The sequence below is a fragment of the Klebsiella sp. KP20-425-1 genome (assembly GCF_025813515.1).
Taxonomy (GTDB): Bacteria; Pseudomonadota; Gammaproteobacteria; order Enterobacterales; family Enterobacteriaceae; genus Klebsiella; species Klebsiella pneumoniae.
This window is the reverse complement of record NZ_CP109614.1, coordinates 1,702,942-1,716,228: the sequence shown is the minus strand read 5'-3', so window position 1 is coordinate 1,716,228 and position 13,287 is coordinate 1,702,942. Positions and strand designations below refer to the sequence as shown.

The following is a 13,287-nucleotide window of genomic DNA, read 5'->3' as shown; positions in this document are numbered from 1 at the left end:
ATGACAGACCTCCCGGCCAGCGTGCGCTGGCAGCTATGGATAGTGGCGTTCGGCTTCTTTATGCAGTCGCTGGACACCACCATCGTTAACACCGCCCTCCCCTCGATGGCCAAAAGCCTCGGGGAGAGTCCGCTGCATATGCATATGATTATCGTCTCCTATGTGTTAACGGTGGCGGTGATGCTGCCGGCCAGCGGCTGGCTGGCCGACCGGGTCGGGGTGCGCAATATCTTCTTCACCGCCATCGTGCTGTTTACCGCCGGATCGCTGTTTTGCGCCCAGGCCAGCACCCTCGACCAGCTGGTGATGGCGCGGGTGCTGCAGGGGGTCGGCGGCGCGATGATGGTGCCGGTCGGCCGCCTGACGGTGATGAAGATCGTCCCGCGCGATCAGTATATGGCGGCGATGACCTTCGTTACCCTGCCGGGCCAGGTCGGCCCGCTGCTCGGCCCGGCGCTGGGCGGGGTGCTGGTGGAGTACGCCTCATGGCACTGGATCTTCCTCATCAACATCCCGGTGGGGATCGTCGGCGCAATCGCCACCCTCTGTCTGATGCCCAACTACACCATGCAGACCCGGCGCTTCGATCTCTCCGGCTTTCTGCTGCTGGCCGCCGGAATGGCGACCCTGACCCTGGCGCTCGACGGCCAGAAAGGGCTCGGCATTTCCCCTGCCTGGCTGGCGGGGCTGGTGGCCGTCGGCCTCTGCGCCCTGCTGCTCTACCTGTGGCACGCCCGCGGCAACGCCCGGGCGCTGTTTAGCCTTAAGCTGTTTCGCAACCGCACTTTCTCTCTCGGCCTCGGCGGCAGCTTCGCGGGACGCATCGGCAGCGGCATGCTGCCGTTTATGACCCCGGTGTTTCTGCAGATCGGCCTCGGCTTCTCCCCCTTTCACGCCGGGCTGATGATGATCCCGATGGTGCTCGGCAGCATGGGCATGAAGCGGATCGTGGTCCAAGTGGTCAACCGCTTCGGCTACCGTCGGGTGCTGGTCACCAGCACCCTGGGCCTGGCGGCGGTCAGTCTGCTGTTTATGTTTAGCGCCCTGGCCGGCTGGTATTACGCGCTGCCGCTGGTCCTGTTTCTGCAGGGAATGATCAACGCCAGCCGCTTCTCCTCGATGAATACCCTGACGCTGAAAGATCTCCCGGACGATCTGGCCAGCAGCGGCAACAGCCTGCTGTCGATGGTGATGCAGCTGTCGATGAGTATCGGCGTGACCATCGCCGGGCTGCTGCTGGGGCTGTATGGCCAGCAGCATATGAGCCTCGACGCCGCCAGCACCCATCAGGTCTTTCTCTACACCTATCTGAGCATGGCGGCGATCATCGCCCTGCCGGCGCTCATCTTTTCCCGGGTACCGGATGACGTCGGCAGCAATACCGTCCTCCGTCGACGCAACAGGAGTGGATCGTGAAATTTTGGCGCCCGGGTATTACCGGCAAGCTGTTCCTCGCTATATTCGCCACCTGCATCGTGCTGCTGATCAGCATGCACTGGGCGGTGCGTATCAGTTTTGAACGCGGGTTTATCGACTATATCAAGCGCGGCAATGAGCAGCGCTTAACCATGCTCAGCGACGCGCTGAGCGAGCAGTATGCCCAGCATGGCAGCTGGGCGTTTCTGCGCAACAATGACCGCTTTATCTTCCAGCTGCTGCGCACCTTCGAACGGGATAATGACGACCGCTCGCCGCCGGGGCACGCCATGAAGCCGGACGCCGCCCCGGACGGGCCGCCGCCGGATGCCCCCCCTGACGGCCCGCGCCCGAGGCCGGAAATGCCGCCCCACGGCTGGCGCACCATGTTCTGGGTGGTGGATCAGTCGGGGCGCGTGCTGGTGGGGCCGCGTGAGCGCGTCCCGGAGGACGGCACCCAGCGCAGCATCGTGGTCAACGGCGCGGAGGTGGGCAAAGTTATCGCCTCGCCGGTAGAGCGGCTGACGCGCAATACCGACATTAACTTCGACCGGCAGCAAAAGCGCACCAGCTGGCTGATCGTCGCCCTTGCCACCCTGCTTGCCGCGCTGGCCACTTTCCCGTTGGCCCGCGGTCTGCTGGCGCCGGTGAAGCGGCTGGTGGAAGGCACCCATAAGCTGGCGGCGGGCGACTTTTCCACCCGCGTGACGGTGACCGGCGGCGATGAGCTCGGCCGCCTGGCGCAGGATTTTAACCAGCTCGCCAGCACCCTGGAGCGCAACCAGCAGATGCGTCGCGATCTGATGGCCGATATCTCCCATGAGCTGCGCACCCCGCTGGCGGTGCTGCGCGGCGAGCTGGAGGCGATTCAGGACGGGGTCCGGCGCTTTACCCCCGAGTCGATTCCTTCTCTGCAGGCCGAGGTGGCTACCCTCACCAAGCTGGTGGACGACCTCCATCAGCTGTCGATGTCCGACGAGGGGGCGCTGGCCTACCAGAAAACCTCACTGGATATCATCACCCTGCTGGAAGTGGCGGCGGGCGCTTTTCGCGAGCGCTTCGCCAGCCGGCAGCTAAGCATTCAGGTGTCGCTCCCGGAGCAGGCGATGATCTTCGGCGACCGCGACCGCCTGATGCAGCTCTTCAACAATCTGCTGGAGAACAGCCTGCGCTATACCGACAGCGGCGGCAGCCTGCACATTACCGCCCGCCGCAGCGGTCGCATGCTGGTGATTGACTTCGCCGACAGCGCCCCCGGCGTCAGCGATGAGCAGCTGGCCCGCCTGTGCGAACGCTTTTACCGGGCGGAAGGATCGCGCAACCGCGCCAGCGGCGGCTCCGGCCTCGGACTGGCGATTTGCCTCAATATCGTAGCGGCCCACGGCGGCACCCTGCGTGCCGACCATTCGCCTTTTGGCGGGGTTAGCATTAAAGTTGAGTTACCTCTGGAACATGATTTACCGAGAGACGTATGACTGAATTGCCTGTAGATGAAAACACCCCACGCATCCTTATCGTGGAAGATGAACCGAAGCTCGGCCAGCTGCTGATTGATTATCTGCAGGCCGCCGGCTATGCGCCTGCCTTGATTAACCACGGCGACAAGGTCCTGCCCTACGTCCGCCAGACGCCGCCGCATCTGATCCTGCTGGATCTGATGCTGCCCGGTACCGACGGTCTGACGCTGTGCCGGGAAATTCGCCGCTTCTCCGATGTTCCGGTGGTGATGGTGACGGCGAAAATCGAAGAGATCGACCGTTTGCTGGGGCTGGAAATAGGCGCCGACGACTATATCTGCAAGCCCTACAGCCCGCGGGAAGTGGTCGCCCGGGTAAAAACCATCCTCCGCCGCTGCAAGCCGCAGCGCGATCTGCAGGCGCTGGACGCCCAGAGCCCGCTGATTGTCGACGAAGGTCGTTTTCAGGCCTCCTGGCGCGACAAGCTGCTGGACCTCACTCCTGCCGAGTTCCGGCTGCTGAAAACCCTCTCCCAGGAGCCGGGCAAAGTGTTCTCCCGCGAACAGCTACTCAACCATCTGTATGACGATTATCGGGTAGTCACCGATCGCACCATCGACAGCCACATCAAGAACCTGCGGCGCAAGCTGGAGGCGCTGGACGCCGAGCTGTCGTTTATCCGCGCGGTGTATGGCGTTGGCTACCGCTGGGAAGCGGACGCCTGCCGGCTGGCGTAGTTAGCCTTTTCCCGGCTCGCGCTGCGCTTCGCCGGGCTACACGTTCACCGCCATCTGCAATCCGTAGCCCGGGTAAGGCGTTTACGCCGCAACCCGGGGAACTCCCTAGAGCCTATCCCACCAGGCGTTATTAACGCTGTCAGTGTGAGCACTGCCCAGGTTCAAAATGGCAAACAAATTAGCCATACTGAAAGATACCTATCTGATATTTACTCCCCTTCGCCGCGGCGCTACAATGCCCGCCCTTAATGTGGGGACACTCCCCAACTCGCCGCACCAGGTGCGGCGAATCTGACCTGTCATCAGAACGAGAACACCATGTTTAAACCAGAACTCCTCTCCCCGGCGGGAACGCTGAAGAATATGCGTTACGCTTTCGCCTATGGCGCCGATGCCGTTTATGCCGGCCAGCCGCGCTACTCGCTGCGCGTGCGTAACAACGAATTCAATCACGAAAATCTGCAGCTTGGCATCAATGAAGCCCACGCGCTGGGTAAAAAATTCTATGTGGTGGTCAACATCGCCCCGCATAACGCCAAGCTGAAAACGTTTATTCGCGATCTGAAGCCGGTGGTGGAGATGGGTCCGGACGCGCTGATCATGTCCGATCCGGGTTTAATCATGCTGGTGCGGGAACACTTCCCGGAGATGCCGATCCATCTTTCAGTGCAGGCCAACGCCGTCAACTGGGCGACGGTCAAATTCTGGCAGCAGATGGGGCTCACCCGCGTGATCCTGTCGCGTGAACTGTCGCTGGATGAAATCGAAGAGATTCGCCGCCAGGTGCCGGAGATGGAGATTGAGATTTTCGTCCACGGCGCGCTGTGCATGGCCTACTCCGGCCGCTGCCTGCTCTCCGGGTATATCAACAAGCGCGACCCGAACCAGGGGACCTGCACCAACGCCTGCCGCTGGGAATACAACGTGGCGGAAGGCAAAGAGGACGACGTCGGCAACATCGTCCACAAATATGAGCCGATCCCGGTGCAGACCGTGGAGCCAACCCTCGGCATCGGCGCGCCGACCGATAAAGTCTTTATGATTGAGGAAGCCAAACGTCCGGGCGAGTACATGACCGCCTTTGAGGACGAGCACGGCACCTACATCATGAACTCGAAAGATCTGCGGGCTATCGCCCACGTTGAGCGTCTGACCCAGATGGGCGTTCACTCGCTGAAGATCGAAGGCCGCACCAAATCTTTCTACTACTGCGCGCGCACCGCTCAGGTTTACCGCAAGGCGATCGACGATGCCGCCGCCGGCAAACCGTTCGACACCAGCCTGCTGGAGACCCTGGAGGGGCTGGCCCACCGCGGGTACACCGAAGGCTTCCTGCGCCGCCATACCCATGACGATTATCAGAACTACGAGTACGGCTACTCCGTCTCCGAGCGCCAGCAGTTTGTCGGCGAATTCACCGGAGAGCGTAACGGCCCGCTGGCGGCCGTGGCGGTCAAAAATAAGTTCAGCGTCGGCGACAGCCTTGAGCTGATGACCCCGCAGGGTAACGTCAATTTCACCCTTGAGCATATGGAGAATGGCAAAGGCGAAACCATGCCGGTGGCCCCGGGCGATGGCTATACCGTCTGGTTGCCTGTGCCGGACGACCTGCCCCTGCAGTATGCCCTGCTGATGCGCAACTTTACTGGTCAAACAACCAGAAATCCGCACGGTAACTAGTTAATTTGCGTTATTTTTTCACGATGTAAGGATATTAGAATCGGATCACATACCGTTTCGATCGAAACAGGTATCATCCATTTCGCTGAAAAACATAACCCATAAATGCTAGTTGTACCAGGAACCACCTCCTTAGCCTGCGTAATCTCCCTTACGCGGGCTTATTTTTTTGCCTCTCCTCCGGTCTTCGCTTTCGTCATGCGGTACACTTTATGCAACATTGAGCAATAAAGGTTCCCTTGATGATGTCTACGTTTCCTGCCAGCTTACTGATCCTTAACGGCAAAGGTGCCAATGAACCGCAGCTACGCGAAGCGGTTAACCTGTTACGCGATGAAGGGATTGATATTCACGTCCGCGTGACCTGGGAAAAGGGCGATGCCGCTCGGTTTATCGATGAAGCCCTGCAGCTGAACGTTGAAACGGTGATCGCCGGCGGTGGCGATGGCACCATTAATGAAGTGGCGACCGCGCTGGTGGAGCGCGGCGGCAAGATGGCGCTGGGGATTTTACCGCTGGGAACGGCTAACGACTTCGCCACCAGCGTCGGTATCCCGCAGGATCTGGCCAGCGCCCTCAAGCTGGCGATCGTCGGCCGCGATGTGCCGATAGATATCGCCCGGGTGAATGATAAAACCGGCTTTATTAATATGGCGACCGGCGGGTTCGGCACCCGGATCACCACCGAAACGCCGGAAAAACTCAAGGCCGCGCTCGGCGGTGTCTCTTATTTAATCCACGGTCTGATGCGCATGGATACCCTGAAGCCGGACCGCTGCGAGATCCGCGGGGAGAACTTTCACTGGCAGGGCGATGCGCTGGTCATCGGCATCGGCAACGGTCGCCAGGCCGGCGGCGGCCAGCAGCTGTGCCCGGAGGCGTTGATTAACGATGGTCTGCTGCATCTGCGCATTTTCACCGGCGAAGAGCTGATCCCTGCCCTGTTCAGCACCCTGGCGAATCCGGAAAACTCGCCGAATATTGTTGACGGTGTCTCCTCGTGGTTTGAGATCACCGCCCCCCATGAGATGACCTTTAACCTCGACGGCGAGCCGCTCAGCGGCAAAACCTTCCGCATGGAGCTGTTACCGGCGGCCCTGCGCTGCCGGCTGCCGCCCGACTGCCCGCTGCTACGCTGATCAGGCTTCGCAAAACAAAGACGGCGCCCGGCTGGTATACAGCAGCCGGGTTCGTTGATTGAGCCTCTGAATGTTAAGGTAAAACGGCACCTGCGGCTGCAGGAAAAACCTGGGCAGGATATCGGTCCAAACACCGCGCTTACATTAATAGACGATACCACAACCACAAAAAACCTATAACATCAAATGGTTACCTATTAAAATGGGCGCATCTGCCGTGAGACAATGCGCCATAAAGCTTAGTATTCCGCCACCTCGCGCGCCATTTCGCGCGTATATTGCCGACTGGCGTTAACCAGCATCTGCGTATAGGCCATCTGCGCCTGGCCGCTGACCAGCGCATCGACCGTCAGGGTTTCGAGGATCTTCCCGTACTGCATCACCGCCACTTTCTGGCATAAGTGGGCAATAACCCCAAGATCGTGGGTGACCATCAGGTAAGTGAGCTTAGCCTCCCGCTGCAGTTCCGCCAGCAGGTTAAGGATCTCAGCCTGCACCGACACATCCAGCGCCGACGTCGGCTCATCCAGCAGCAGCACCTGAGGCTCAAGAATCAGCGCTCTGGCTATCGCCACGCGCTGCCGCTGCCCGCCGGAGAGCTGATGCGGATAGCGCTCGCGAAAGGCGCGGTTGAGGCCTACTTTATCCAGCAGCACATTGATCCGCCGGTCGCGGTCGTTGATACGATGGATCTGCAGCGGCTCTTCGAGGATATCGCCAATGGTGTGACGGGGATGCAGCGATCCGTAGGGGTCCTGAAATACCATCTGCACCTGACGGCAGCGCTCGCGGCTAATTTCATGCCCTAAGGGCTGAGCATCGATGGTCAGTTCCCCCTGCCAGTGGGTAAACAGCCCCGCCAGGCACTTGAGCACCGTCGTTTTACCGGAACCGGACTCTCCTACCAGACCGTAGATCTCGCCGGGCTTAACGTGGAAACTGACGTCATACAGCACCTGGTTACGCTTCTCCCCCTCGCCAAACGCGAGGTTGAGATGTTGAACTTCAATCATTATCCGCTCCTTAATCCGTTAACCAGCTGGCCTGACGCTGCAGCACCGGCAGTATCGGGCGACGATGCTGCATATCCGGCAGCGAGTTAATCAATCCCTGAGTGTAGGGGTGACGGGCGTTATCGAGATCTTTAGCGGCGATGGACTCCACTACCCGTCCGGCGTACATCACCAGCACCCGGTCGCAGAAGCTGCGCACCAGGTTGATATCGTGGCTGATAAAAATCAGCCCCAGCCCGCGCGACTGAACCAGGTCATCCAGCAGGCCCAGCACCTGCAGGCGCACCGACACGTCCAGCGCGGAGGTGGGCTCATCGGCAATGATCAGCTCCGGGTCGGTAATCAGCATCATGGCGATCATGATGCGCTGTCCCTGTCCGCCGGATATTTCATGCGGATAAAGCTGATAAACGCGCTCCGGTTGGCGAATACGCACCACCTCCAGCATCTCCAGCGCCCTGGCTTTCGCCTCATCTTTGCGCCCGGGATGATGAGTAAGCCAGGCCTCGGCGATTTGCTTACCCACGCAGACCACCGGATTCAGCGAATATTTCGGATCCTGCATAATCATCGAGATACGTTTGCCTCGTACGCCGCGCATCTGCGCTTCGCTAAGATGCTGCAGATCGAGGTCGGCAAACTGCATCCGGCTGGCGCTGACGCGGGCCTTTTTCGGATGCAGCTGAAGCAGCGCGCGCCCAACGGTGGACTTACCCGAACCGGACTCGCCGACAATAGCCAGCTTCTCATGCCCCAGCTGGAAGGAGACGCCGCGCACGGCGTGGGTCACCGCGCTACCGTTAACAAAGTCGACGCACAAATCGCGCACGTCGAGCAGCGGTGCATTATTCACTACGGGGATCGAGGATGTCACGTAGGCCATCTCCTAAGAAGTTGAACGCTAAGCTATTGATCAAAATCGCCAGCCCCGGAATGGTTACGACCCACCAGCACTCCATCATATAAGTGCGCCCGCTGGAGATCATCGCTCCCCACTCCGGCTCTGGCGGCTGCGCGCCGAGGCCGAGAAAGCCGAGGCCGGCCGCGGTCAGAATGATCCCGGCCATATTCATGGTGATACGGATAATGACCGAGGGCAGACACAGCGGCACGATATGGCGCCAGAGGACGCGGGCCGATGAAGCGCCCTGCAGACGCACGGCGGAGATAAAATCAGCCTGGCGCAGAGAGAGCGTTTCGGCGCGCGCCAGACGGGCAATCGGCGGCCAGGCGGTCAGCGTGATGGCGATAACCACGTGCTCCAGCCCCGGTCCTAAAGCGGCGACAAACGCCAGCGCCAGGACCAGACTCGGGAAGGAGATGAAAATATCGGTGACGCGCATCAGCACCATATCGACTTTACCGCCGAAATAGCCGGCACTGACGCCCAGCAGCAGTCCGAGCGGACCGACAGTCACCGAGACCAGCAGCACGATATAGAGCGTGATGCGGGAGCCGTACACCAGGCGACTAAAGATATCCCGGCCAAACTCATCGGTGCCGAACCAGTGCTGCGCATTCGGCGCGACCAGCGCACTATTCAGGTCCTGTACCAGCGGGTTATAAGGCGCAATCAGCGGCGCGAAAATCGCCACCACCAGCAGCAGAAAGATAATTCCTCCGCCGATGGCCGTGAGCGGATTGCGCGCCATTTTGCCGACAAACCCGACGGCCCGCGCCGCCGCGCGTTGCAGCCGCTGACGGCCTTCGCCCGCACCACCCGAAAGCGGCGAATCCAGAGAAACGGTCATGATTTTGTCCTCGGGTCAAAGAATTGATACAGCATGTCGGAGAGCAGGTTGAGCATCACGAAGATCACCCCCACCAGCAGCACGCAGCCCATCACCGCATTCATATCGCCCAGCAGCAAGCTTCCGGTAAGGTAGGAGCCAAACCCCGGCCATGAGAAGACGGTTTCAATCAGCACCGCGCCTTCCAGCAGCGCGCCGTAGGCCAGCGCCACCACCGTCAGCAGTTGCACGAGGATGTTACGAAACGCATGGTTCCAGATAACCTGGCGCTCGGTCAGCCCTTTCACCCGGGCGGTAATAATGAACTCCTGCGACAGCTGGGCCAGCATAAAGCTGCGGGTCATACGGCTGATATAAGCCAGCGAGTGAAAACCCAGCAGCGAGGCGGGAAGAATCAGATGATTAATGGCGTTCCAGAACACCTGGCCGTTGCCGGCCAGCAGCGCATCAACGGTCATCAGCCCGGTGCGGCGCGGCACCACACCATCCAGCCCGAGATCTACCCTCCCGGCGCCGCCTACCCAGCCAAGCCAGGCATAGAACACCAGCAGCCCCATCATCCCGACCCAAAAGATCGGCGTCGAGTAGCCCGCCAGGCTGATAATGCGTACCACATAATCGGAGACGCTATTGCGCCGCGCCGCCGCCAACACGCCCAGCGGAATACCAAGACCCGCGCCGACAATAATCGCCATCGTTGCCAGCTCCATGGTGGCCGGGAAGACGCGGATAATATCGTCCACCACCGGTTTCCCGGTCAGCAGCGCGTTGCCCAGATCGCCGTGCAAAAGGTTGACGAAATAGATGCCAAACTGGGTGGTCAGCGATTTATCAAACCCCAGCTGCTGGTAAACCTGCTGATAGGTACTCTGGTCAGCATCCGGGCCGACAATCGCCAGCACCGGGTCGATGGGCATGACGCGGCCAATGGTAAAGGTCAGCAGCAGCAGGCCGAACAGTGTAATCACCACCTGCAGTAGCCGTTTTGATAAGCGCCGGCCGCGTGAGCCGGGCGCAAGGATTGCGGTACTCATCCTTTCTCTCCTTCGCGGACTTTATAGACGTCACGCAGAAAAGTGGTGGCGGAGGGGTGCGGCTGATACTCCCGTACCTCGTTGCGCACGACGACCGAATCAACCATCTGCGAAAGCGGAATTAAAGCCGGAACCAGCTGGTCGTAGCGTGTCTGGATGGCCTGGTAGTCAGCCACCTGTTTTTGCGGATCGCGTTCCAGCAGGGCCTGGTCAATCATCGTATTCAGTTGCGGGTCGTAAAAACCGGTACGCCAGCCCTGGAAGTTGGTCAGGCGCGCCTTATCGCTGTTATCCGGGTTATAGACCAGCGCGCGCAGGCTGGAATGCGGATGCGGCTCCATCCCGCTGCCGCCGCGACCTACCAGCAGGTCAAATTTACGCTCGCGCATTGCGCCGTAGATCTGGTTACCAGTGCCGGTGATGATTTTGGCGTTAATCCCCGCCTGCATCAGCGTCGACTGCACGGCGATAGCGATGTTAAGAAATGGCTGATCGGAGAGTACCCGCAGCGTGGTATCAAAGCCGTTGGGATATCCCGCTTCCGCCAGCAGCTTTTTCGCCCGCGCCACATCCAGCCTGTAGCCGGGATCGGGTAGCGTGGACGGCATTCCCGCTTTGATAGGCCGCTGGTGCAGCACGCCGTAGCCCGGCATCAGCGCTTTATTGATACCCTGGTAATCAATCAGATAGCGCACCGCCTCGCGCACTTTCGGATTGGCGAAGTGCGCCTCTTTCATGCTCATCGCCACGTAGTACATGGTGCCGCGCTGCACCGCATCGACGGTCAGCTGCGGATCGCTGCGCAGGGCGTTGATATCGGAAACCGCCATATTGTTGGCAATATCAAGGTCGCCTTTTTCGATCATCAGGCGCAGAGTTTGCGACTCCTGGAAATGACGCAGTACCACGCGGCTCATTTTCGCCTCGCCGCGCCAGTAGTCAGGGTTGCGCTTCATGCGCAGCACATCTTTCGCCTGCCAGGTTTCGAGGATAAACGGCCCGGAACCGGCTTCATGGGTGGTTAGCCAGCGGTTACCCCAGTCGTTATCCTGCTGATGGCTTTGCACCGTTTTACTGTCCAGCACTCCGAGGTTGCCCAGCGCCGCCAGCGAGTAAATCACCAGCTGCGGATCGTTATCTTTGGGTAATACGATTTGCACCGTGAAGCGGTCCGGCGCGCTGACCTGGCTGTCGATATTTTTCTTACTGAAGCCATAGGATTTCCATACTGAGGCCTGGGCCAGGTTGAGGTGCAGGATGCGCCGCATTGACCACACGACGTCGGCGGCGGTCAGCGGGTTGCCGGAGTGAAACTTAACGTCATCGCGCAGATGAAAGGTCAGGGTTTTGCCGTCGGGGCTGATATCCCAGGATTTCGCCAGCGCGGGCCTGACGGTGGTGAGCTGCTCAGGGTCAAGCTCCACCAGCGAGTCGTAGAGGTTGACCACGATCCCCACCACTTCGTTACCGGTCATCGCCGCCGGGTCAAGGGTGAGCAGGTTATTCATATTCATGCCGATGATCAGCTGGTCGGGCGGCGTTTTCGCCACCGCCTCCCCGCTCCCCATCGACATGGCGAGCGCGAGAATACACGCTCCCAGTAAGGAGGTTTTTTTCATATCTCTGTTTGCCTGTACTGTAGGGTACATGTTGCCGGATGGCGGCATTTTCGGCTTATCCGGTCTACCGGGCCGCAGGCTCGATAAGCGCAGCGCCATCGGGTATTTATTTTTTTAAATCAGTCGTGGCTAACGGTATTGGCTTCGATATACGCAAAATTAATGTCTTCACCGAGACCCGGACGTTGTGACAAATGCACAAATCCCTGGTCATCCATCGGGTCGATAATGCTGTTGAGATAGGCCGCCGGTTCATCGTAGTCGAGGAACGGATGCAGCAGGCCGCGCTCGTACCAGCGGCAGTTGCGGATCGCGCCCACCACCGCCAGGCTTGCCGCTCCGTTGCCGTGGACTTCGCAATCCATGCCGAAAGATTCCGCCAGCGCCGCCACCTTCATGGTCGGTGTAATCCCCCCCACGCCGTTAGCGCCGGCGCGCAGAATGTCGCAGGCACCGGCTTTCACCCATTCGGCGCGCATGTGGTGCTTGCCGCCGAAGCTCTCCGGCCCGACGATGGGAATCGACAGGTTTTCCGCCAGCCACGCATAGGAAGACATCGAATCCTCCTCCATCGGCTCTTCAAACCAGGCGAAATTGAGTTTTTCCAGCTCTTTGCCGATCCACAGCGCCTCGGCGCGGCTGTACCAGTGATAGCCATCAATCATCAGGTCAATATCCGGCCCTACGGCTTCGCGCACCGCCGCGCAGGCTTTAATGTCCATTTTGGGATTGGGCGCAAAAGAGATTGGCGGCATCCAGGTGTGCAGTTTGATGGCCTTGTAGCCGCGGGCGACCAGCTTCTCAGCAAAAGCGGCATACTCTTCCGGGGTCGACAGGCCGCCCGGCAGATCGTCGCCGCACATGGTGCTACCGTAAGCCGGGACAGTGTCGCGATAGCCGCCGAGCAGCTTATAAACCGGCATCTTAAGGCTGCGGCCGATCAGGTCCCACAGCGCCTGTTCAACAAACGACAGCGCGCGCTCCGTTAGCTGATGTGCGCTGCCGCGCTGCCAGTGGTTAAGATCCTGCCAGATACGCTCACGGTTAAACGGGTCCTGTCCCACCAGCACTTTGCGAAAAAAAGTATTCACCACGAACGGGCGCACGACTTCCGGAGGCGTAAACGAAAAGCCCTGCGCCCCATCATCAGCGGTGATGGTCAGCATCGCCATTTTGGCCATGCTTTCAACCCCCGGATGGGAGTGCCCGGCGCTGTCGGAAACCCGACGAGTGGGATATTGGAAAACGGTGACATTCACAGATTCAATTTTCATGCTCGGTCCTTATCACGGCCAAATCCGATCGACATAAGCAGATCGGCAAAGCGGTTTCACATTATTGAAAATACGTTTCAATATATAATCTAAGCACAACTTCGTAGCAGTGCCTCGGACAAACACCGCTAAGCAAGGCCATAAATTTGGGCATTGGCACAACAAGA

Annotated in this window: 11 protein-coding genes; 5 read left to right on the top strand and 6 right to left on the bottom strand. The window is 59.7% G+C overall.

Annotated elements, in window-relative coordinates:
• The 5 genes from OHJ17_RS08360 (at position 1) to yegS (ending at position 6,429) form a co-directional block, all read left to right on the top strand.
• Positions 1-1,416, top strand: coding sequence for an MFS transporter (locus OHJ17_RS08360; RefSeq protein WP_023317083.1), 1,416 nt, complete (start codon positions 1-3; stop codon positions 1,414-1,416).
• Positions 1,413-2,891 carry an envelope stress sensor histidine kinase BaeS gene (gene baeS, locus OHJ17_RS08355; protein WP_004890799.1) on the top strand — a complete coding sequence of 493 codons (1,479 nt, stop codon included), beginning with the start codon at positions 1,413-1,415 and terminating at the stop codon, positions 2,889-2,891. The genes OHJ17_RS08360 and baeS overlap by 4 nt, the downstream gene beginning before the upstream one ends.
• Positions 2,888-3,610, top strand: coding sequence for an envelope stress response regulator BaeR (gene baeR, locus OHJ17_RS08350; protein WP_117041950.1), 723 nt, complete (start codon positions 2,888-2,890; stop codon positions 3,608-3,610). Before baeS ends, baeR begins: the two co-directional genes overlap by 4 nt.
• Before the next feature lie 318 nt (positions 3,611-3,928).
• A complete protein-coding gene (gene yegQ, locus OHJ17_RS08345) occupies positions 3,929-5,290 on the top strand; it encodes a prephenate-dependent tRNA uridine(34) hydroxylase TrhP (RefSeq protein ID WP_004144192.1) in 1,362 nt (453 codons plus the stop codon).
• A gap of 242 nt (positions 5,291-5,532) precedes the next feature.
• A complete protein-coding gene (gene yegS, locus OHJ17_RS08340; RefSeq protein WP_004151134.1) occupies positions 5,533-6,429 on the top strand; it encodes a lipid kinase YegS in 897 nt (298 codons plus the stop codon).
• A 239-nt stretch (positions 6,430-6,668) separates the two neighbouring features.
• On the opposite strand, the gene OHJ17_RS08335 is transcribed toward yegS, so the two are convergent.
• The 6 genes from OHJ17_RS08335 to OHJ17_RS08310 all read right to left on the bottom strand — a co-directional run bounded on the left by OHJ17_RS08335 (position 6,669) and on the right by OHJ17_RS08310 (position 13,120).
• Positions 6,669-7,442 (bottom strand): ABC transporter ATP-binding protein, encoded by a 774-nt coding sequence (locus OHJ17_RS08335; protein ID WP_004899467.1) that lies wholly within the window; start codon positions 7,440-7,442, stop codon positions 6,669-6,671.
• Between the two features lie 10 nt (positions 7,443-7,452).
• Positions 7,453-8,316 carry an ABC transporter ATP-binding protein gene (locus OHJ17_RS08330; protein ID WP_004180551.1) on the bottom strand — a complete coding sequence of 288 codons (864 nt, stop codon included), beginning with the start codon at positions 8,314-8,316 and terminating at the stop codon, positions 7,453-7,455.
• On the bottom strand, positions 8,288-9,193 hold the full coding sequence (locus OHJ17_RS08325) for an ABC transporter permease (RefSeq protein ID WP_021313259.1): 906 nt from the start codon (positions 9,191-9,193) through the stop codon (positions 8,288-8,290). Before OHJ17_RS08325 ends, OHJ17_RS08330 begins: the two co-directional genes overlap by 29 nt.
• Positions 9,190-10,227, bottom strand: a complete 1,038-nt coding sequence (locus OHJ17_RS08320) for an ABC transporter permease (RefSeq protein WP_004149062.1) — start codon at positions 10,225-10,227, stop codon at positions 9,190-9,192. The genes OHJ17_RS08325 and OHJ17_RS08320 overlap by 4 nt, the downstream gene beginning before the upstream one ends.
• Positions 10,224-11,846, bottom strand: coding sequence for an ABC transporter substrate-binding protein (locus OHJ17_RS08315; RefSeq protein WP_004180553.1), 1,623 nt, complete (start codon positions 11,844-11,846; stop codon positions 10,224-10,226). Before OHJ17_RS08315 ends, OHJ17_RS08320 begins: the two co-directional genes overlap by 4 nt.
• Before the next feature lie 119 nt (positions 11,847-11,965).
• On the bottom strand, positions 11,966-13,120 hold the full coding sequence (locus tag OHJ17_RS08310) for a mandelate racemase family protein (protein ID WP_023317084.1): 1,155 nt from the start codon (positions 13,118-13,120) through the stop codon (positions 11,966-11,968).
• Positions 13,121-13,287 lie beyond the last annotated feature (167 nt).